The sequence below is a fragment of the Candidatus Thiothrix phosphatis genome, assembly GCF_035668035.1.
GTDB classification, from domain to species: Bacteria; Pseudomonadota; Gammaproteobacteria; order Thiotrichales; family Thiotrichaceae; genus Thiothrix; species Thiothrix phosphatis.
In genome coordinates this window covers 38,305-57,413 of sequence record NZ_JAYMYJ010000047.1, presented here as the reverse complement: position 1 = coordinate 57,413, position 19,109 = coordinate 38,305, and the positions used below count along the sequence as shown (strand labels likewise).

The following is a 19,109-nucleotide window of genomic DNA, read 5'->3' as shown; positions in this document are numbered from 1 at the left end:
TCTCGGAAAATAACTCGGGTCAGCGCAAAGCGCCGGGACGCGTCTGCGCTTTGAAATTAGCCTTTTTCATCAGGCCTTCATATTGGTGCGACATCATATGCGCCTGCAACTGGGACAGGAAATCCATGACCACAACCACGATGATTAGCAGCGACGTACCTCCGAAATAGAAAGGCACCTTAAACCACAAAATCAGAAACTCCGGCAACAAGCAAACCAGGGTAATATATATAGCGCCAATACCCGTCAGCCGAGTCATGACACCGTCAATATATTTCGCTGTTTGTTCTCCAGGACGAATCCCCGGTATAAACGCACCCGCTTTTTTCAAATTGTCAGCCGTTTCACGTGAGTTAAACACCAGAGCCGTATAGAAAAAGCTGAAAAAGACAATAGCTGCGGCATACAACAGGACATATAACGGCTGCCCAGGCTGCAACATGCTAAAAAAGCCCTGAATCCAGCTCATACCGCCAGCATCACTGAACCATTTGCCCAGCGTTGCAGGAAAAAGAATAATGCTGGAAGCAAAAATAGGTGGAATCACGCCTGCCATATTCAATTTCAGCGGCAAGTGGCTGGATTGCCCCATCATCATTTTACGCCCCTGTTGGCGATTGGCGTAATTGACTGTAATACGGCGCTGACCCCGTTCAACAAAGATAACCAGAGCAGTCACCAACAATATCAACGCCAACAAAACAATCACCAAAAACGGCGACAACTCACCTGTATTGGCCAACTCCAAAGTTCCGCCAACCGCCGCTGGCAAACCCGCCACAATACCGGAGAAAATGATCAATGAGATGCCATTTCCAATGCCACGTTCAGTGATTTGTTCACCCAGCCACATTAAAAACAAAGTGCCCGTAACCAACGTAACGACCGTTGTAATAACGAAGCTAACTCCAGGATTTAATGCAATAGTTTGACCGCCACCAATATCCTCGCCACCTAGCGCAATAGCAACACCAAAACTCTGGAACAATGCCAACAATACAGTCCCATAACGGGTGTATTGGGTAATCTTACGTCGCCCCGATTCCCCTTCTTTCTTAAGCTGCTCAAGAGAAGGAATAACCGTAGCCATCAACTGCATAATAATTGATGCCGAAATATAGGGCATAATCCCCAGCGCAAACACACTCAGGCGCTTTAATGCCCCGCCTGAAAACATGTTGAATACACCCAGAATGGTTCCACTGTTCTGGTCAAAGAAGTGTGCCATCGCCACAGGATTCACACCAGGAACAGGAATATGGGCACCAATCCGGTAAACAATTAACGCCAGCAATACAAAAACCAATCGCTGGCGAATTTCAACCATATTTCCAAAGCCCCCAAGGGAGCCTGTAGGGTTTTTGCGCATCTTGGATTATCCGTTATCGACCTTACCGCCAGCTGCCTCAATAGCCGCTTGGGCACCTTTGGTCACACCAACACCTTTAACAGTGAAAGCTTTATCAACGGAGCCAGACAATATGATCTTGGCCTGCAACGTTTGCGCATCAATCACATCAGCTTTCTTCAAGCTCAACAAATCAATGACATCACCTTCAACTTTCGCCAGCTCGCTCAGACGAACTTCAGCAGTGCGGCGTCCGATACGGGACGTAAAGCCGAATTTTGGCAAGCGGCGATGCATCGGCATCTGGCCGCCTTCGAAACCCTTACGCTGATGGAAGCCACCTTTGCGTGATTTTTGTCCTTTATGCCCACGACCAGCGGTTTTACCCAAACCAGAACCAATGCCCCGACCCACACGGACACTATCAGGACGGCTGCCCACATCAGGCTGTAGCGTATTCAATTTCATCTTTAAACTTCCTCGACCTTCAGCATGTAGGAAATTTTATTGATCATGCCTCGGTTTTCTGGGGTGTCTATGACAGTCACTGGATTATGGATCTTGCGGATACCAAGACCTCGAGCGCACTGTTGGTGAGCCTTCAAACGGCCATTCAAACTACGCACCAATGTCAGTTTGAGTTGCTTTGCGGAAGCCATACCTTACCCCTTGATCTCTGCGACGGTTTTGCCACGTTTGGCGGCAATCATCTCTGGATCCTGCATAGAAGCCAAAGCTGCTATGGTTGCACGCACTACATTGCCGGCATTACGGGTACCCATGCATTTAGACAACACATTACGCACCCCTGCAACCTCAAGCACTGCACGCATTGCGCCACCGGCGATAACACCAGTACCTTCAGAAGCTGGCTGCATATAAACACGGGCAGCACCTTTTTCATACTTGATTGGGTACTGCAAAGTGCCATCAACCAATGAAACATTAATCATATTGCGGCGTGCTTGATCCATTGCCTTTTGGATAGCGGCGGGCACTTCACGCGCCTTACCATATCCAAAACCAACACGGCCATTACCATCACCGACTACGGTCAATGCAGTAAAGCTCATGATGCGCCCACCTTTCACGGTCTTCGCAACACGGTTAACCTGCACCAGTTTCTCTTGCAGACCGTCGGACGGTGTTTGTGTATTTTCTGCCTTCGCCATTGGATTAAAACCTTTAGAATTTCAGACCGGCTTCACGAGCGCCATCTGCCAGCGCCTTGATGCGTCCATGATATTTAAAACCAGAGCGATCAAAAGCAACAGCATCAATACCTTTTGCCAACGCACGCTCAGCAATCAATTTACCTACTGCGGTAGCAGCAGCAACATTGCCTGTGTAGTCCAGACCTGAACGCAGATCCTTATCCAGTGTTGAAGCTGAAGCCAGAACTTGAGAACCATCAGAACTCACAACCTGCGCATAAATATGCATAGAGGTGCGGTGAATACTCAGACGGTTAACACGCAACTCACGCATCTTCATGCGACTGCGCTTACCACGACGAATACGGGATGTTTTTTTGTCCATCTTAGCTCACCTTACTTCTTCTTCTTGGTCTCTTTACGCAGAATCACTTCATCCACATACTTGACACCCTTACCTTTATAAGGCTCAGGTGGGCGGTACGCGCGAACTTCTGCTGCAACCTGACCAACCATTTGTTTGTCACTACCACGAATGATGATTTCCGTTTGACTTGGAGTCTCAACGCTAATCCCAACAGGCATATCATGGACGACTGGATGTGAAAATCCTAAGCTAAGATTGAGCTTATTACCCTGAGCCTGGGCACGATAACCGACCCCAACCAGTTGCAACTTCTTCTCAAAACCCTGGCTTACACCAATAACCATATTATTCGCCAACGCACGCGTAGTGCCCGCCAAAGCCCAACCACCAGCATCGTTCTCACGCTTGGCTGCAAACTTCAACACATTCTCTTCCTGGGTAACGGCTACAGCATCATGCACTGTAAAATCAAAGGAACCTTTACTTCCTTTCACTTTCAGATTCTGCCCACTAATACTGATCTCCACACCTTTGGGCAAGGTCAGTGGTTTCTTTGCAATTCTTGACATCTCAAAGTCCGCCCTTATTCAACCGTGCAAACGACTTCGCCACCCTGGCCAGAAGCACGGGCTGCGCGGTCACTCATGACGCCTTTGGAAGTGGAAACAATGGCTACGCCATATCCTCCCATCACCGTCGGCAACTCATCCTTGCCACGAAAAATGCGCAAACCAGGGCGGCTAACACGCTTCAGCTTGCTAATGACTGGCTTACCCTGAAAATATTTCAGTTTCACAGTAGTCACAGGCTTGCCTTCCACTTCACCAGTTTCAAAACTGGAGATATAGCCCTCACCCTCCAACACTTCCAAAATAGCCTTCTTCTGCTTGGAAGCAGGGAAAGAAACACTCGCCTTGCTTGCCATCTGACCATTGCGAATGCGGGTCAGCATGTCGGCGATAGGATCACTCATGCTCATATTGTTTCCCTCCCTTACCAGCTAGCCTTGCTCAGACCAGGAACATCACCCCGCATTGCAGCCTCACGCAATTTGTTACGGCACAGGCCGAATTTGCGGTAAACAGCATGTGGACGACCAGTCAAATTACAGCGGCTCATTTGGCGCGCTGCACTACTGTCACGCGGCAGCTTCTGCAATTTTTCCACAGCATCCATTACAGACTCATAAGAGCTTTCAGGATTACTAATAATGACTTTTAGTTCTTCACGCTTGGCTGCATATTTGGCAACAGCAGCAGCACGACGTGCTTCGCGTGCGATCATGGATTTTTTTGCCATTTGACCTAATCTTCCTCTTACTGCTGTCTGAAAGGAAACTTGAACGCTTCCAACAGCGCTCGACCTTCCGCATCGGTACGCGCAGTGGTGGCAACCGTAATATTCATGCCACGCAATGCATCAATTTTATCGTATTCGATTTCTGGGAAGATGATTTGCTCTTTAATACCCATATTATAATTACCACGGCCATCAAAGGCGCGCGCATTCAAACCACGAAAGTCACGAATGCGTGGAATGGAGATATTGATCAAACGATCCAGAAATTCATACATCTTTTCACCGCGTAAGGTGACCATACAACCAATTGGCCAACCATCACGAATTTTGAAACCTGCAACAGATTTGCGGCTCAGGGTAACAACAGGTTTTTGACCTGCAATTTTCGCCATATCGCCTGTGGCATGTTCAATAACCTTCTTGTCACCGACCGCCTCACCCAAACCCATGTTCAGGCTGACTTTAACCAGCTTCGGCACTTCCATTACGTTTTTATACCCGAACTTGTCAGTCAATTCTTTGATGACAGCATCGCGGTAATACTGTTGCAGTCTTGCCATTTTACACCTTAAGCGTCTACACGCTCACCATTGGACTTGAAGACACGGATTTTCTTGCCATCTTCCAGGAGCTTGAATCCAACACGGTCACCCTTACCTGTGGCAGGGTTGACCAACATTACATTTGAGGCATCCATCGGCATTTCTTTTTCGACAATGCCGCCCTGCACACCCAAATTCGGGTTTGGCTTCTGATGCTTTTTAACACGGTTAATGCCTTGCACCAGAACTTTGCCGTTCACCAACACCTGCATGACTTTGCCGCGACGGCCTTTATCCTTGCCGGTGATGACAATTATTTCGTCGTTACTGCGAATCTTGCGCATTTTATGTCACCTACTATCAATCGCGACTGCCTTACAATACTTCAGGAGCCAGTGAAATAATCTTCATGAACTTTTCACCACGCAACTCACGGGTGACAGGTCCGAAAATACGAGTGCCAATCGGGTCAAGCTTATTATTCAGCAAAACCGCGGCATTGCCGTCAAAACGAATTTTAGAGCCATCACTGCGACGAACGCCATGAGCGGTGCGCACGATAACTGCATTGTACACATCGCCTTTTTTGACCTTCCCCCGTGGGATCGCATCTTTAATACTCACCTTGATCACATCGCCAATGTTGGCGTAACGGCGGTGAGAACCACCCAGCACCTTAATGCACATGACCTTTTTGGCGCCGCTGTTGTCTGCAACCTGCAGAATGGATTGCATCTGGATCATTTTTCGTTTCCCGTCCCTTATGCTTGACTTGGCGCACGTTCAACAATTTTGATCAAGGTCCAATGCTTTGTCTTGGACAAAGGACGGCACTCCTTGAACAGCACGGTATCACCTTCACGGCATTCATTATTCTCATCGTGAACATGATATTTTTTAGAACGCTTGATAAACTTGCCATACACCGAGTGCTGAACTTGACGCTCCATCAGCACCACGATTGACTTATCCATTTTATCACTGACTACGCGCCCCATCAGACTGCGCTCGACTTTCCCTTCTTCATTCATGCTCATCGTTACTCACCTGCCGCTTGCTTTTGAGCCAGCACCGTTTTGATACGGGCAATTTGATGGCGCACACGTTTCACCTCGGAAGGACGCGACAACTGACCAGCAGCTTTTTGCATACGCAACTTAAACTGCTCCTTCAGATTTTCAACCAACTCAGCTTTGAGTTCAGTAGATGACTTTTGCTGGAGTTCTGCTGCTTTCATCACATCACCTGACGAGAAACAAATGTAGTCTTCACCGGCAGTTTAGCGGCTGCAAGGCGGAAAGCCTCACGTGCGATCTCTTCTGCCACACCTTCAATTTCATAGAGAACCTTACCAGGCTGAACCAACGCCACCCAGTATTCTACATTCCCTTTACCTTTACCTTGGCGAACTTCCAAGGGCTTTTTACTGATCGGCTTATCAGGAAACACACGAATCCAGATTTTCCCACCACGGCGCACATAACGGTTAATCGCACGGCGTGCCGATTCGATCTGACGCGCAGTCAAACGCCCACGCTCAGTAGTCTTCAAGCCAAACTCGCCAAAACTGACTTTGCTTCCTGCCAACGCCAGACCACGGTTGCGGCCTTTCATCTGCTTGCGGAATTTGGTTCTCTTGGGTTGTAACATCTCAAACCTCTATCACTTCTTCTTCCGGCCTTGGCCTTGGTTTTGAGGCTGGCTGGCGGCTTGCTGCTTTTGTTCCAAATCGAAGACTTCGCCCTTATAGATCCAGACTTTTACACCAATGATCCCATAAGTGGTCAGCGCTTCAGCCGTCGCATAATCAATATCAGCACGCAGGGTGTGAAGCGGCACACGACCTTCACGATACCACTCGGTACGGGCAATCTCAGCACCATTCAAACGGCCTGCCACACTAACTTTTACACCCAAAGCACCTAGACGCATCGCATTGCTGACCGCCCGCTTCATTGCACGACGAAACATAATGCGGCGCTCAAGCTGACTGGCTATGCTTTCTGCAACTAGTTGTGCATCCAGTTCTGGCTTGCGAATTTCTTCAATATTGAGTTTGACGTTATTAACATGCAAACCCAGCCTAGCCGCCGTTTCAGCGCGGAGCTTCTCGATGTCTTCCCCTTTTTTACCAATCACCACCCCTGGACGGGCAGTATGAATGGTGATAAAAGCGGATTTTGCCGGACGTTCAATTTGGATACGGCTGACAGAAGCTTCTTTCAACTTCTTTTTCAGAAAGGAACGGACTTCAAGATCCTTATGCAGGAACTCTGCGTAGTCCTTTCCTTCAGCGTACCACTTGGAACGCCAATCAGTGGCAATACCGAGGCGAATACCAATTGGATGTACTTTCTGACCCATACTAAAACCTTATTTCTCGCCTACAGCGACAGTAATGTGACTGGTACGCTTCAGGATGCGGTTAGCACGTCCTTTAGCACGAGGCATGATACGCTTCATCGTAGGCCCCTGATCCACAAAGACGCGTTTGACGCATAGCTCATCAACATCAGCACCTTCATTGTGTTCAGCATTGGCAATAGCCGACTCTAAAAGCTTCTTGACGATAGCAGCACCTTTTTTTGGGCTGAACGCCAGAACATTCAATGCCTTATCAACAGGCAGGCCACGAATCTGATCAGCAACCAGTCGGCATTTCTGAGGAGAAATGCGCGCAAAGCGTAATTTAGCTGCAACTTCCATTTCTACCTCTTACTTCGACTTCTTATCGGCCGCATGACCACGGTAAGAACGACTCAACGCAAACTCACCCAGCTTATGGCCAACCATGTTTTCATTTACCAACACAGGAACATGCTGCTTGCCATTATGCACTGCCAGCGTCAAACCAATCATTTCCGGCAGAATCATGGAGCGACGTGACCATGTCTTAATGGGACGACGGTCATTAGCCGCCTTAGCGGTTTCAACCTTTTTCATCAGGTGGTGGTCAACAAAAGGACCTTTCTTTAGTGAACGTGGCACTGCTTAACCCTCTTACTTCTTGTTCCGGCGACGGACAATCATTTTGTCAGTGCGTTTATTGCTACGAGTCTTGTAACCCTTGGTCGGAACACCCCAAGGTGTAACAGGATGGCGACCACCGGAAGTACGGCCTTCGCCGCCACCGTGAGGATGATCCACCGGATTCATAACCACACCACGAACAGTTGGACGCACACCACGCCAGCGTTTGGCTCCAGCTTTACCTAGCTTGGTCAGGCCATGTTCAGAATTGCCAACTTCGCCAACAGTCGCACGGCAATCAACTGGAACCTTCCGCATCTCGCCAGAACGTAAACGGATAGTCGCGTAAGCGCCCTCACGAGCCACCAACTGGGCGGAAGAGCCAGCGCTACGCACCAACTGCGCGCCTTTGCCAACTTTCAGCTCAATGCAGTGAACGACGCTACCGACAGGGATATTACGCAGCGGCAAACAATTACCAACGGAAATTGGCGCATGGACGCCAGAAATAACCTCACCACCAGCACTCAAACCTTTTGGCGCAATGATATAACGGCGCTCGCCATCGGCATATAATAAAAGGGCAATATTGGCACTTCGATTAGGGTCATACTCCAAACGCTCAACACGCGCAGGAATATCATCCTTACGACGTTTGAAATCAATAATGCGGTAATGCTGGCGATGCCCACCACCCACATGACGCGTGGTGATGCGGCCAGTATTATTACGGCCGCCGCTTTTACGCTGATCCTCAACCAAACCCTTAAGTGGGGCACCTTTGTGCAACTCTTTATTAACAACCTTAACCTGGAAACGACGCCCTGGAGAGGTTGGTTTTGCCTTAACGACTGCCATAGTTCACCTTTGCCTTATTCCGCCGCCGCATCCAAAGAAAACCCTTCAGACAGGCTGACATAAGCTTTTTTCCAATCGCTACGTTGACCAGCACGACGCCCGAAGTTTTTCTGTTTGCCTTTGACATTAATGGTGCGCACTTGGCTTACCTTAACCTCAAACAAAGCCTCGACAGCTTCCTGAATTTCTTGCTTGGTTGCATTTTTCACAACCTTAAACACATACTGATTTGCTTTTTCGGATGCACGAACAGTTTTCTCTGTCACGCGCGGGGCAATCAGGACATGATAAAGACGCTCCATACTCATGCCAGCCACTCCTGAATCTTATTGATTGCGTCAGTTGTTACAACAACCTTCTCATGCCCCACCAAACTAACCGGATTCAAACCAGCAACTGTGGAAACCTCACAATAAGGAATATTGCGTGCAGATAGCAGGAGATTAACATCATCAACATTAGATACCAGCAACACATCGTTTGAGCCGTATTCTTTCAGCTTTGCCAACATCAGCTTGGTTTTTGGTTCGGCGACCGCAATCGAATCCACCACCAAAAAACGCCCCTGACGAACCAATTCGGAAAAAATGGAGCGCATCGCCGCCCGGTACATTTTTTTATTCAGTTTCTGGGTGAAGTCACGCGGACGTGCCGCAAATGACTTACCGCCAGTACGCCACAACGGGCTACGGATACTACCCGCCCGAGCACGCCCTGTGCCCTTTTGGCGGAAAGGTTTAGATCCACCGCCACTAACATCTGAACGCGTTTTTTGCGCCTTGGTGCCAGCACGACCCGCCGCCATATATGCGACCACAGCCTGATGCACCAGACCCTCATTAAATTCGCGAGCAAAAATTTCGTCACTTACCGCAACAGACCCGCCATTTGCAACCTGTAATTCCATCGCCGCCACCCTTACGCCTTAACCGACAGCTTAACAATCACATCGCCGTTATTAGCGCCAGGGACAGACCCTTTGACCAGCAACAGATTGCGTTCAACATCCACACGCACAACTTCCAGATTTTGAGCTGTGCTCCGCACCGCACCCAGATGACCGGCCATTTTCTTTCCAGGGAACACACGCCCTGGCGTTTGGTTCTGACCAATAGAGCCAAGCGCACGATGCGAGAGAGAGTTACCATGCGTGCGGTCTTGGCCAGCAAAATGGTAGCGCTTGAGAACACCAGCAAAACCTTTGCCTTTGCTAACACCCGTCACGTCAACTTTTTGACCAGCTTCAAACATGCTCACCACCAGTTCGACACCCAGTTCATAACCACTCGCATCATCTACGCGTGACTCTCGAACATAAGTACCGGCAGGCACACCAGCTTTAGCAAAATGACCGGCCTCCGGCTTGGAAACGCGGGAAGACTTTTTCTCACCCACTGACAACTGGACAGCGCTGTAACCATCTGTTTCCAGCGTCTTGACCTGAGAAACGCGATTCGGCGCAATCTCAAGCACAGTGACAGGGGTGGAACCACCATCTTCACCGTATATCCGGGTCATACCTACTTTTCGACCCAGCAGACCGATAGTCATTTGCATACCTCTTCAATTACTCACACTGAGCAACTTTCATTCTATATGAATTCTAGAAAAGCTCGGCTCGACCTGGGTCGAGCCGTTGAAAGCCGCGCATTATAGCAGAAAATCCCCTGCCGTCTATGAACTTTTTACAAATCAGTTAAGTTTGATCTGCACATCAACGCCCGCAGCCAAATCTAGCTTCATGAGCGCATCCACTGTTTTATCGGTCGGATCAATAATATCCATCAGGCGTTTATAAGTACGAATTTCATACTGGTCACGCGCATCCTTGTTGACATGAGGAGAAATCAACACCGTGTAACGCTCTGTACGAGTCGGCAAAGGAATTGGCCCCTTGACCCGAGCACCTGTACGCTTGGCCGTTTCAACAATTTCGGTCGCAGAGCGATCAATCAAACGATGGTCGAAAGCTTTCAAGCGGATACGGATTCTTTGATCAGACATAACTATTACTCAATAATCTTTGAAACAACACCGGCACCCACAGTACGACCACCTTCGCGGATGGCAAAACGCAAACCGTCTTCCATCGCAATCGGACTGATCAGGCTAACCACCAATTTGACATTGTCACCCGGCATGACCATCTCAGTGCCTTCCGGCAGGTCGCAGGCGCCCGTCACGTCAGTGGTGCGGAAATAGAACTGTGGGCGGTAGCCTTTGAAGAATGGCGTGTGGCGGCCACCCTCCTCCTTGGACAGGACATAGACTTCCGCCTCGAATTTGGTGTGCGGCTTGATGGAGCCCGGCTTGCACAGCACCTGCCCACGCTCAACGTCGTCACGCTTGGTGCCACGCAGCAGCAGGCCCACGTTATCGCCCGCCTGGCCCTGGTCCAGCAGCTTGCGGAACATCTCAACGCCGGTGACGGTGGTTTTCTGGGTGGCGCGGATGCCGACAATCTCGATCTCATCGCCAACCTTGATGATCCCGCGCTCAATACGGCCGGTCACGACCGTGCCACGGCCGGAAATGGAGAACACGTCCTCCACCGGCATCAGGAAGGCACCGTCAATGGCGCGTTCAGGCTGGGGGATGTAGCTGTCCAGCGCCTCAATCAGGCGGCCAATGGAAGGCTCGCCGATGTCGGACTGGTCGCCATCCAGCGCCATGCGCGCGGAGCCTTTGATGATCGGGGTGTCGTCACCGGGGAACTCGTAGCTGGACAACAGCTCACGCAACTCCATCTCCACCAGCTCCAGCAACTCCTCATCATCCACCAGGTCACACTTGTTCATGTAAACCACAATGTAAGGGACGCCCACCTGGCGGGACAGCAGGATGTGCTCACGGGTCTGCGGCATCGGGCCGTCAGCGGCGGAGCACACCAGGATCGCACCGTCCATCTGCGCCGCGCCGGTGATCATGTTCTTGACGTAGTCGGCATGCCCTGGGCAGTCAACGTGGGCGTAGTGGCGGTTGTCAGACTCATATTCCACATGCGCTGTGGAAATGGTGATGCCGCGCGCTTTTTCCTCAGGGGCGGCGTCAATCTGGTCATACGCCTTGGCCTCACCGCCAAACTTGCGTGACTGCACCACCGTCAGCGCCGCCGTCAGCGTGGTCTTGCCATGGTCAACATGCCCAATCGTGCCTACGTTTACGTGCGGCTTCGTGCGCTCAAATTTACCTTTTGCCATCGTTGTCACTCACCTTTTTCTTTCCTGATGACCGCCTGAGTAATAGCCGCAGGCGCTTCCGCATATCGTGCAAATTCCATACTGTACGAGGCACGCCCTTGAGTGGCGGAACGCAGATCAGTTGCATAACCGAACATTTCGCCTAAAGGAACCTCAGCATGCACCACCATGCTGCCACTTTCCTCATCCATGCCCTGCACCAAACCACGCCGACGATTAAGGTCACCGATGACATCCCCCATATATTCTTCCGGAGTTGTCACTTCAACTTTCATCATCGGCTCAAGCAAAATTGGCCCAGCGCTCATGACGCCACTTCTGACCGCCATGGAGCCAGCGATCTTGAACGCCAGTTCACTGGAGTCCACATCATGGAATGAGCCATCGAATATCGTGACCTTCATATCGACCAATGGGAATCCAGCCAATACGCCATTACCCATTTGTTCTTGCACACCTTTATCAACGGGAGGGATAAACTCTTTCGGCACCACCCCACCGATAACTGCGTTAACAAACTCATACCCTTTACCCTCAGGCAAGGGTTCCAATCGCAGCCAGACGTGACCATACTGACCCCGCCCGCCAGATTGCCGGATAAATTTCCCTTCCGCCTCCACCGTCTTGCGGATGGTTTCACGGTACGCCACCTGTGGCGCACCCACATTGCAGCTCACCTTGAACTCACGCAGCATGCGGTCAACAATAATCTCCAGATGCAACTCACCCATGCCGGAAATAATGGTCTGACCCGTTTCCTCATCAGTACGCACCCGAAAAGACGGATCTTCCTGAGCCAGCTTGCTCAAGGCAATGCCCATTCTTTCCTGATCAGCTTTGGACTTCGGTTCAACTGCAATAGAAATAACCGGCTCTGGAAAATCCATCCGTTCCAAGGTGATGACACGGTTCATGTCACACAAGGTGTCGCCGGTCGTCACTTCTTTCAGCCCGACTGCGGCAGCGATATCACCTGCCCGGACTTCATCAATATCCTCGCGTGAATTGGCGTGCATCTGCACCAAACGGCCAATGCGCTCACGCTTGCCTTTGACCGGGTTGTACACCACGCTTTGCGAAGTCAGCACACCCGAATACACCCGAAAGAATGTCAGCGTGCCGACAAACGGATCCGTGGCAATCTTGAATGCCAACGCGGCAAACGGCTCATTATCCGATGGATGACGTTCAGCCTCAGTTTCCTCCTTATCATCAAGATGACCCTTGATGGAAGGCACATCAACTGGCGACGGCATCAGCTCCACAATCTTATCCAGCACCGCCTGGATGCCTTTATTCTTAAAAGCAGAGCCGCAGGTCATCGGCACGATTTCAAGATTAATGGTGCGTATACGCAAACCTGCAATAATATCTTCAGCAGACAAATCACCTTCGCCAAGGTATTTATCCATCAGAACTTCATCAGCTTCAGCCGCCGCCTCGACCATCCGCTCACGCCATTCGCGACAGGAATCCACCATATCAGCCGGAATATCAACAGCCTGATAGGTGACCCCTTTATCCGCCTCATTCCACATAATGGCTTTCATGCGGATCAAGTCAACGACCCCGGAGAAATGCTCTTCTGCGCCAATGGGCAGTTGGAGCGGCACCGGATTTGCGTTCAGCTTGGCTTTCAGCTGTTCGTAAACACGCAGGAAATTTGCCCCGGAACGATCCATCTTATTAACGAACGCCATTCGCGGAACGTGATATTTGTTCGCTTGACGCCAGACCGTTTCGGACTGCGGCTGCACACCACCCACGGCGCACAACACAAAAACAGCACCATCCAGCACCCGCAGGGAACGCTCCACTTCAATCGTGAAGTCCACATGCCCCGGCGTATCGATAATATTGATGCGGTGCTGCGGGAATTGCTCATCCATCCCTGACCAGAAACAGGTGGTCGCCGCAGACGTGATCGTTATGCCACGTTCACGTTCTTGCTCCATCCAATCCATGGTCGCCGCGCCATCATGAACCTCCCCGATTTTATGAGACACACCTGTATAAAACAGGATGCGCTCAGTCGCAGTTGTCTTACCAGCATCAATGTGTGCCATGATGCCGATATTACGGTACTGCTCAATAGGGGTATTACGCGCCACAGCCTGCCACTCGTGCAATTACCAACGGAAGTGGGCGAACGCCTTATTGGCTTCAGCCATGCGATGCACGTCTTCACGCTTTTTCACTGCAGTGCCGCGTTTTTCAGAAGCATCCATCAGCTCACCCGCCAACTTGCGCGCCATGGATTTCTCACCACGCTTGCGGGCAGCTTCAATCAGCCAACGCATGGCCAATGCATTTTGACGGGAGGGGCGCACTTCAACCGGAACCTGATAAGTGGCACCGCCAACACGGCGGGACTTGACTTCCACAGCAGGACGCACATTATCCAGCGCATCTTCCAGCACATCCAAGCCATCACCGCCTTTCTTGCCAGCGATTTCAGTCAATGCGCCATAAATAATCTTTTCCGCCACAGACTTTTTGCCATCCTGCATAACCGCATTCATGAACTTGGTCAGCAACTGGCTTCCGAACTTCGGATCAGGCAGAACTTCGCGCTTGGGGACTTCTCTTCTTCTAGGCATAACTCAATCTCATGCTCTCAAAATTACTTCTTAGGACGCTTGGCACCGTATTTGGAACGGGCTTGCTTGCGATCCTTGACACCCTGGGTATCCAGGCTGCCGCGAACAGTGTGATAACGCACACCTGGCAGGTCTTTCACACGACCGCCGCGAATCAGCACCACGGAGTGTTCCTGGAGGTTATGGCCTTCACCACCGATATAGCTGGTGACCTCAAAGCCATTGGTCAGACGCACACGAGCAACCTTACGCATTGCGGAGTTCGGCTTCTTCGGGGTGGTCGTATAAACACGGGTACAAACACCACGACGCTGCGGACAAGCCTCCAGCGCTGGCACCTTACTTTTCTCTACTTTGCTTTGGCGCGGCTTACGCACCAATTGGTTTACTGTCGCCATATCCTGAAAATGTCTCCTGGAATCACGAGGAACTTGCCTGGCTTGCCTAGTCCCCATAAAAGCAACAGACCGAAAATCGGTCTGTTTGAGGACGCCAGATTTTAGGGATCGGGAAACCTCCTGTCAAGGAGGTTTTTCCCATCAATCACTTAAAGTTAAACGCCTTCTGGTTATTCACCAGAATCCATATCCAGCGCCTCACCAAAACTAATGGTTTCACCGGAGTCCGGACGGCGCTCGTAGGTAAACTCATTACGCTGGCTGCGGCGATCGTCGTGGTAGGCAAGGCCAGTGCCTGCCGGAATCAAGCGGCCCACAATGACGTTTTCCTTCAGGCCCCGCAACTCATCACGCGCACCACGCACTGCTGCTTCGGTCAAGACACGGGTGGTTTCCTGGAAGGAAGCAGCAGACACGAAGGAGTCCGTCACCAGCGACGCCTTGGTGATCCCCATCAACAACCGCTCGAACACAATCTTGAGCTTGCCTTCCGCATCCAGCCGTTTGTTTTCCTCCACCACACGCCAGAAGTCAGTCTGCTCACCACGCAGGAACTTGCTATCGCCCGAATCAACGATTTCAACCTTACGCATCATCTGCCGGACGATGACCTCAATATGCTTGTCATTGATCTTCACGCCTTGCAGGCGGTAAACGTCCTGAATTTCCTTGACTTGGTATTCAGCCAGTGCGGTAGCGCCCAACAGGCGCAGGATGTCGTGCGGGTTAGGCTCACCGTCGGCGATAACCTCACCACGGTTGATCTTCTCACCTTCGAACACATCCAGATTACGCCACTTGGGGATCAGCTCTTCATGCTGCTCGCCATCCTCGTTGGTGATGACCACACGTTGCTTGCCCTTAGTTTCCTTACCAAAGGAAATCGTACCGGTCTTCTCCGCCAGGATCGCACCATCTTTTGGCTTGCGGGCTTCGAACAAGTCAGCAACACGCGGCAAACCACCCGTAATGTCACGGGTCTTGGAAGAAGCCTGCGGCAGACGCGCCACAACCTCACCAACCTGCACATTTGCACCATTGGTGGAGCTGACAATCGCCCCAGCTGGCAATGGGTATTGCACCGGAATCTTAGTGCCTTCGAAAAACACGTTTTCGCCGCCTTCATCCAACAGGCGCACGGTTGGGCGCAATTCACGGCCAGCTGTGGGGCGGTTTTTCGGATCCATGACCTCGATGGAAGACAAGCCAGTGATCTCATCAATTTTGGTCTGGACAGTCACGCCATCAATAAAGTCGCTGAAGTTGACGCGCCCAGACACCTCGGAAATGATCGGGTGGGTATGCGGGTCCCACGTAGCCACTTCCTGGCCTGCCTGCACCTGCGCATACTGGTCGACCGACAAAATGGCACCGTAAGGCAACTTGTAGCGTTCCTTATCGCGCCCGCTCTCATCGACAACCCCCAGCTCGCCGGAACGGGACACCGCCACCAGCTTGCCATCCTTATTGCGCACGGTCTTGACGTTGATCAGATGCACCTGACCCGCAGATTTGACCGAGATGCTGCTTTCCGCAGCCGCCCGGCTGGCGGCACCGCCGATGTGGAAGGTGCGCATGGTCAACTGGGTGCCTGGCTCGCCGATGGACTGAGCAGCGATAACGCCAACCGCCTCCCCCTTGTTGACAATATGCCCACGCGCCAAGTCGCGCCCATAGCACTTGGCACACACGCCGTAACGGGTTTCACACGTAATGGCGGAACGCACCACAATTTCATCCACCGCCAACGCGTCAATCTGCTTGACCCAGGATTCATCCAGGAAAGTGCCCGCAGGGATCAGCACATCATCGCCACGGGCGACGTCCTGCGCCACCACCCGGCCAAGCACACGTTCAGCCAACGCCTCCACCACGTCGCCACCCTCGATGATTGGACGCATACGGATGCCCTGCACCGTGCCGCAATCATCGATGGTGACCACCATGTCCTGCGCCACGTCAACCAGACGCCGGGTCAGATAACCGGAGTTTGCCGTTTTCAGCGCAGTATCCGCCAAACCTTTACGCGCGCCGTGGGTAGAAATGAAGTATTGGAGTACGTTCAGGCCTTCGCGGAAATTGGACGTGATCGGCGTTTCGATGATGGAACCATCCGGCTTCGCCATCAAGCCGCGCATCCCCGCCAACTGACGAATCTGGGCGGCGGAACCACGCGCCCCGGAGTCGGCCATCATGTAAATGGAATTAAAGGACTCCTGCATGATGGTCTTGCCATCCGCATCAACCGCCTCTTCCTTACCAATTTTCTCCATCATCGCCTTGGCGACTTTTTCATTGGTGCTCGCCCAAATATCGACGACCTTGTTATAGCGCTCTCCTTGGGTCACCAAGCCACTGGCAAATTGATGTTCGATTTCCAGCACTGCCTCTTCCGCTTCCGCCAATAGCCCTGCCTTCTTTTCCGGGATCATCATGTCATCGGCGCAGAACGAAACCCCAGCACGGGTGGCATAGCGGTAGCCCGTATACATCAGCTGGTCAGCAAAAATAACCGCCGCCTTCAGGCCAACACGGCGGTAGGCCTCATTGATCAGTTTGGAAATGGCCTTTTTCTTCAAAACCGTATTGAACAGCTCAAACGGCAGGCCAGCTGGCATAATGCCCGTCAACAAGGAGCGGCCCACCGTGGTGTCAAGCAAGCGGGTGCGCTTGACGAACTCACCATCTTCATCCTTGATGGTGTCAGTGATGCGCACTTTCACCTTGGCATGCAGGGAAGCATTGCCGGTATCATAGGCGCGCTGCGCTTCCGCCGGGTCAGCAAACACCATGCCCTCGCCCTTGGCATTCACCGCCTCGCGGGTCATGTAGTACAACCCCAGAACGATGTCCTGGGAAGGCACAATGATTGGTTCGCCGTTGGCCGGTGACAATACATTGTTGGTCGCCATCATCAGGGTGCGCGCTTCAAGCTGCGCCTCCAAGGACAAAGGCACATGCACCGCCATCTGGTCGCCGTCGAAGTCCGCATTGAATGCGGAGCAAACCAGCGGGTGCAGCTGGATCGCCTTGCCTTCGATCAGGGTTGGCTCGAACGCCTGGATGCCCAAACGGTGCAACGTCGGCGCACGGTTGAGCATAACAGGATGCTCGCGGATAACTTCCGCCAAAATGTCCCAAACTTCGGCCGTTTCACGCTCAACCAACTTCTTGGCGGCCTTAATGGTGGTCGCCAACCCGCGCCGTTGCAGCTTGCCGAAAATGAACGGCTTGAACAATTCCAGCGCCATTTTCTTAGGCAGGCCACACTGGTGCAGGCGCAGGGTAGGCCCAACCACGATAACGGAACGCCCTGAATAGTCGACACGCTTGCCCAGCAGGTTCTGACGGAAGCGCCCCTGCTTGCCCTTGATCATGTCAGACAGGGACTTGAGCGGACGCTTGTTCGAGCCGGTGATGGCGCGGCCACGGCGGCCGTTGTCCAGCAACGCGTCGACGGATTCCTGCAACATGCGCTTTTCATTGCGCACGATAATGTCGGGCGCATTCAACTCCAGCAGACGCTTGAGACGATTGTTACGGTTGATCACACGACGGTACAAATCATTCAGGTCGGAAGTCGCAAAACGCCCCCCATCCAAAGGCACCAACGGACGCAAGTCCGGCGGCAGCACCGGCAGCACGGTCATAATCATCCATTCAGGATGGTTGCCGGAACTTAAAAATGACTCCATCAGCTTTAGGCGCTTGCCCAAACGCTTGAGCTTGGTTTCGGAACCTGTCTCATTGATTTCTTCGCGCATCTTGGCGACTTCATCTTTGAGGTCAATGGTTTTCAGCAGCTCCAGGATAGCTTCCGCGCCCATGCTGGCCTCGAATTCGTCACCAAACTCCTCGATAGCCTCCAGGTAAGCTTCGTCACTCAGCAATTGACCACGTTCCAGGGTCGTCATGCCCGGCTCGGTGACCACGAAGGTTTCGAAATAGAGAATCCGCTCAATGTCACGCAACGTCATATCCAACATCAGACCGATGCGGGACGGCAGGGACTTCAAAAACCAGATATGCGCAACCGGGCTGGCCAAGTCAATATGCCCCATGCGCTCACGGCGCACCTTGGTCTGGGTCACCTCAACGCCGCATTTCTCGCACACGACGCCGCGATGCTTCAGGCGCTTGTACTTGCCGCACAGACATTCGTAGTCCTTGACTGGGCCAAAAATCTTGGCGCAGAACAAGCCATCACGTTCCGGCTTGAAAGTACGATAGTTGATGGTTTCCGGCTTCTTGACCTCACCATACGACCATGAACGGATGACTTCAGGCGACGCCAAACCAACCTTGATCGCATCAAAGTCCTGGCTTTCCTGTTCTTTCTTGTGGAAGTTCAATAAATCTTTCATCGCAATCCA

27 protein-coding genes are annotated in these 19,109 nt (G+C 51.8%); all 27 read right to left on the bottom strand.

Annotation, left to right across the window (positions count from 1 at the left end):
* Window positions 1-19: 19 nt before the first annotated feature.
* On the bottom strand, window positions 20-1,369 hold the full coding sequence (gene secY / locus VSS37_RS06365; protein ID WP_324693955.1) for a preprotein translocase subunit SecY: 1,350 nt from the start codon (window positions 1,367-1,369) through the stop codon (window positions 20-22).
* 6 nt (window positions 1,370-1,375) lie between these two features.
* The gene (gene rplO, locus VSS37_RS06360) at window positions 1,376-1,816 is read right to left on the bottom strand and encodes a 50S ribosomal protein L15 (RefSeq protein ID WP_324693954.1); all 441 of its coding nucleotides are present in this window, start codon (window positions 1,814-1,816) and stop codon (window positions 1,376-1,378) included.
* Between the two features lie 2 nt (window positions 1,817-1,818).
* Entirely contained in the window at window positions 1,819-2,007 is a 189-nt protein-coding gene (rpmD, locus tag VSS37_RS06355; protein ID WP_324693953.1) for a 50S ribosomal protein L30, read from the bottom strand.
* A gap of 3 nt (window positions 2,008-2,010) precedes the next feature.
* Entirely contained in the window at window positions 2,011-2,520 is a 510-nt protein-coding gene (gene rpsE, locus VSS37_RS06350) for a 30S ribosomal protein S5 (RefSeq protein ID WP_324693952.1), read from the bottom strand.
* 13 nt (window positions 2,521-2,533) lie between these two features.
* Window positions 2,534-2,887, bottom strand: coding sequence for a 50S ribosomal protein L18 (rplR, locus tag VSS37_RS06345; protein ID WP_324693951.1), 354 nt, complete (start codon window positions 2,885-2,887; stop codon window positions 2,534-2,536).
* 11 nt (window positions 2,888-2,898) lie between these two features.
* On the bottom strand, window positions 2,899-3,438 hold the full coding sequence (rplF, locus tag VSS37_RS06340; RefSeq protein WP_324693949.1) for a 50S ribosomal protein L6: 540 nt from the start codon (window positions 3,436-3,438) through the stop codon (window positions 2,899-2,901).
* Window positions 3,439-3,452: 14 nt separating this feature from the next.
* Window positions 3,453-3,848, bottom strand: coding sequence for a 30S ribosomal protein S8 (gene rpsH / locus VSS37_RS06335; RefSeq protein WP_324693948.1), 396 nt, complete (start codon window positions 3,846-3,848; stop codon window positions 3,453-3,455).
* A gap of 14 nt (window positions 3,849-3,862) precedes the next feature.
* Window positions 3,863-4,168 (bottom strand): 30S ribosomal protein S14, encoded by a 306-nt coding sequence (rpsN, locus tag VSS37_RS06330; RefSeq protein WP_324693947.1) that lies wholly within the window; start codon window positions 4,166-4,168, stop codon window positions 3,863-3,865.
* 17 nt (window positions 4,169-4,185) lie between these two features.
* Window positions 4,186-4,728 carry a 50S ribosomal protein L5 gene (gene rplE / locus VSS37_RS06325; RefSeq protein WP_324693946.1) on the bottom strand — a complete coding sequence of 181 codons (543 nt, stop codon included), beginning with the start codon at window positions 4,726-4,728 and terminating at the stop codon, window positions 4,186-4,188.
* Between the two features lie 8 nt (window positions 4,729-4,736).
* Window positions 4,737-5,054: a 50S ribosomal protein L24 gene (gene rplX, locus VSS37_RS06320; protein WP_324693945.1), complete on the bottom strand. Its 318-nt coding sequence runs from the start codon at window positions 5,052-5,054 to the stop codon at window positions 4,737-4,739.
* 31 nt (window positions 5,055-5,085) lie between these two features.
* The gene (rplN, locus tag VSS37_RS06315) at window positions 5,086-5,454 is read right to left on the bottom strand and encodes a 50S ribosomal protein L14 (protein ID WP_324693944.1); all 369 of its coding nucleotides are present in this window, start codon (window positions 5,452-5,454) and stop codon (window positions 5,086-5,088) included.
* Between the two features lie 17 nt (window positions 5,455-5,471).
* Window positions 5,472-5,741 carry a 30S ribosomal protein S17 gene (gene rpsQ, locus VSS37_RS06310; RefSeq protein ID WP_324693999.1) on the bottom strand — a complete coding sequence of 90 codons (270 nt, stop codon included), beginning with the start codon at window positions 5,739-5,741 and terminating at the stop codon, window positions 5,472-5,474.
* An 8-nt stretch (window positions 5,742-5,749) separates the two neighbouring features.
* A complete protein-coding gene (gene rpmC / locus VSS37_RS06305) occupies window positions 5,750-5,947 on the bottom strand; it encodes a 50S ribosomal protein L29 (RefSeq protein WP_324693942.1) in 198 nt (65 codons plus the stop codon).
* Window positions 5,947-6,360 (bottom strand): 50S ribosomal protein L16, encoded by a 414-nt coding sequence (gene rplP, locus VSS37_RS06300; protein ID WP_324693941.1) that lies wholly within the window; start codon window positions 6,358-6,360, stop codon window positions 5,947-5,949. Before rplP ends, rpmC begins: the two co-directional genes overlap by 1 nt.
* Window positions 6,361-6,372: 12 nt before the next feature.
* Complete coding sequence (gene rpsC, locus VSS37_RS06295; protein WP_324693940.1) at window positions 6,373-7,074, bottom strand: 30S ribosomal protein S3; 702 nt, start codon at window positions 7,072-7,074, stop codon at window positions 6,373-6,375.
* A 9-nt stretch (window positions 7,075-7,083) separates the two neighbouring features.
* Window positions 7,084-7,416 carry a 50S ribosomal protein L22 gene (gene rplV / locus VSS37_RS06290; protein ID WP_324693939.1) on the bottom strand — a complete coding sequence of 111 codons (333 nt, stop codon included), beginning with the start codon at window positions 7,414-7,416 and terminating at the stop codon, window positions 7,084-7,086.
* Between the two features lie 9 nt (window positions 7,417-7,425).
* A complete protein-coding gene (gene rpsS / locus VSS37_RS06285; RefSeq protein ID WP_324693938.1) occupies window positions 7,426-7,698 on the bottom strand; it encodes a 30S ribosomal protein S19 in 273 nt (90 codons plus the stop codon).
* Between the two features lie 12 nt (window positions 7,699-7,710).
* A complete protein-coding gene (gene rplB, locus VSS37_RS06280) occupies window positions 7,711-8,538 on the bottom strand; it encodes a 50S ribosomal protein L2 (protein WP_324693937.1) in 828 nt (275 codons plus the stop codon).
* Between the two features lie 14 nt (window positions 8,539-8,552).
* The gene (gene rplW, locus VSS37_RS06275; protein ID WP_324693936.1) at window positions 8,553-8,846 is read right to left on the bottom strand and encodes a 50S ribosomal protein L23; all 294 of its coding nucleotides are present in this window, start codon (window positions 8,844-8,846) and stop codon (window positions 8,553-8,555) included.
* On the bottom strand, window positions 8,843-9,445 hold the full coding sequence (gene rplD / locus VSS37_RS06270) for a 50S ribosomal protein L4 (RefSeq protein ID WP_324693935.1): 603 nt from the start codon (window positions 9,443-9,445) through the stop codon (window positions 8,843-8,845). The genes rplW and rplD overlap by 4 nt, the downstream gene beginning before the upstream one ends.
* A gap of 11 nt (window positions 9,446-9,456) precedes the next feature.
* The gene (gene rplC, locus VSS37_RS06265) at window positions 9,457-10,089 is read right to left on the bottom strand and encodes a 50S ribosomal protein L3 (protein WP_324693934.1); all 633 of its coding nucleotides are present in this window, start codon (window positions 10,087-10,089) and stop codon (window positions 9,457-9,459) included.
* Window positions 10,090-10,230: 141 nt separating this feature from the next.
* Window positions 10,231-10,542: a 30S ribosomal protein S10 gene (gene rpsJ / locus VSS37_RS06260; RefSeq protein ID WP_002709721.1), complete on the bottom strand. Its 312-nt coding sequence runs from the start codon at window positions 10,540-10,542 to the stop codon at window positions 10,231-10,233.
* Window positions 10,543-10,547: 5 nt separating this feature from the next.
* Complete coding sequence (gene tuf / locus VSS37_RS06255) at window positions 10,548-11,738, bottom strand: elongation factor Tu (RefSeq protein ID WP_324693933.1); 1,191 nt, start codon at window positions 11,736-11,738, stop codon at window positions 10,548-10,550.
* A 5-nt stretch (window positions 11,739-11,743) separates the two neighbouring features.
* Window positions 11,744-13,849, bottom strand: a complete 2,106-nt coding sequence (gene fusA / locus VSS37_RS06250) for an elongation factor G (RefSeq protein WP_324693932.1) — start codon at window positions 13,847-13,849, stop codon at window positions 11,744-11,746.
* A gap of 18 nt (window positions 13,850-13,867) precedes the next feature.
* Window positions 13,868-14,338, bottom strand: coding sequence for a 30S ribosomal protein S7 (gene rpsG / locus VSS37_RS06245; protein WP_324693931.1), 471 nt, complete (start codon window positions 14,336-14,338; stop codon window positions 13,868-13,870).
* Window positions 14,339-14,361: 23 nt separating this feature from the next.
* Entirely contained in the window at window positions 14,362-14,736 is a 375-nt protein-coding gene (rpsL, locus tag VSS37_RS06240; RefSeq protein WP_002709718.1) for a 30S ribosomal protein S12, read from the bottom strand.
* Window positions 14,737-14,906: 170 nt separating this feature from the next.
* Window positions 14,907-19,100, bottom strand: coding sequence for a DNA-directed RNA polymerase subunit beta' (gene rpoC, locus VSS37_RS06235; RefSeq protein ID WP_324693930.1), 4,194 nt, complete (start codon window positions 19,098-19,100; stop codon window positions 14,907-14,909).
* Between the last annotated feature and the right edge of the window lie 9 nt (window positions 19,101-19,109).

Bases quoted from the DNA above. Each gene is read 5' to 3' on its own strand.
- rpsJ (WP_002709721.1), bottom strand. From the start codon at position 10,542: ATGTCTGATCAAAGAATCCGTATCCGCTTGAAAGCTTTCGACCATCGT.
- rplD (WP_324693935.1), bottom strand. From the start codon at position 9,445: ATGGAATTACAGGTTGCAAATGGCGGGTCTGTTGCGGTAAGTGACGAA.
- rplC (WP_324693934.1), bottom strand. From the start codon at position 10,089: ATGACTATCGGTCTGCTGGGTCGAAAAGTAGGTATGACCCGGATATAC.
- rplE (WP_324693946.1), bottom strand. From the start codon at position 4,728: ATGGCAAGACTGCAACAGTATTACCGCGATGCTGTCATCAAAGAATTG.
- rpsQ (WP_324693999.1), bottom strand. From the start codon at position 5,741: ATGAATGAAGAAGGGAAAGTCGAGCGCAGTCTGATGGGGCGCGTAGTC.
- rpsE (WP_324693952.1), bottom strand. From the start codon at position 2,520: ATGGCGAAGGCAGAAAATACACAAACACCGTCCGACGGTCTGCAAGAG.
- rpsH (WP_324693948.1), bottom strand. From the start codon at position 3,848: ATGAGCATGAGTGATCCTATCGCCGACATGCTGACCCGCATTCGCAAT.
- rpsL (WP_002709718.1), bottom strand. From the start codon at position 14,736: ATGGCGACAGTAAACCAATTGGTGCGTAAGCCGCGCCAAAGCAAAGTA.
- tuf (WP_324693933.1), bottom strand. From the start codon at position 11,738: ATGGCAAAAGGTAAATTTGAGCGCACGAAGCCGCACGTAAACGTAGGC.
- rpmC (WP_324693942.1), bottom strand. From the start codon at position 5,947: ATGAAAGCAGCAGAACTCCAGCAAAAGTCATCTACTGAACTCAAAGCT.
- rplF (WP_324693949.1), bottom strand. From the start codon at position 3,438: ATGTCAAGAATTGCAAAGAAACCACTGACCTTGCCCAAAGGTGTGGAG.
- rpsC (WP_324693940.1), bottom strand. From the start codon at position 7,074: ATGGGTCAGAAAGTACATCCAATTGGTATTCGCCTCGGTATTGCCACT.
- rplW (WP_324693936.1), bottom strand. From the start codon at position 8,846: ATGAGTATGGAGCGTCTTTATCATGTCCTGATTGCCCCGCGCGTGACA.
- rplO (WP_324693954.1), bottom strand. From the start codon at position 1,816: ATGAAATTGAATACGCTACAGCCTGATGTGGGCAGCCGTCCTGATAGT.
- rplX (WP_324693945.1), bottom strand. From the start codon at position 5,054: ATGCGCAAGATTCGCAGTAACGACGAAATAATTGTCATCACCGGCAAG.
- rpsN (WP_324693947.1), bottom strand. From the start codon at position 4,168: ATGGCAAAAAAATCCATGATCGCACGCGAAGCACGTCGTGCTGCTGCT.
- rplV (WP_324693939.1), bottom strand. From the start codon at position 7,416: ATGGAAGTTGCAGCTAAATTACGCTTTGCGCGCATTTCTCCTCAGAAA.
- rplB (WP_324693937.1), bottom strand. From the start codon at position 8,538: ATGGCAGTCGTTAAGGCAAAACCAACCTCTCCAGGGCGTCGTTTCCAG.
- rpoC (WP_324693930.1), bottom strand. From the start codon at position 19,100: ATGAAAGATTTATTGAACTTCCACAAGAAAGAACAGGAAAGCCAGGAC.
- rpsG (WP_324693931.1), bottom strand. From the start codon at position 14,338: ATGCCTAGAAGAAGAGAAGTCCCCAAGCGCGAAGTTCTGCCTGATCCG.
- rplR (WP_324693951.1), bottom strand. From the start codon at position 2,887: ATGGACAAAAAAACATCCCGTATTCGTCGTGGTAAGCGCAGTCGCATG.
- secY (WP_324693955.1), bottom strand. From the start codon at position 1,369: ATGCGCAAAAACCCTACAGGCTCCCTTGGGGGCTTTGGAAATATGGTT.
- rplP (WP_324693941.1), bottom strand. From the start codon at position 6,360: ATGTTACAACCCAAGAGAACCAAATTCCGCAAGCAGATGAAAGGCCGC.
- rplN (WP_324693944.1), bottom strand. From the start codon at position 5,454: ATGATCCAGATGCAATCCATTCTGCAGGTTGCAGACAACAGCGGCGCC.
- rpmD (WP_324693953.1), bottom strand. From the start codon at position 2,007: ATGGCTTCCGCAAAGCAACTCAAACTGACATTGGTGCGTAGTTTGAAT.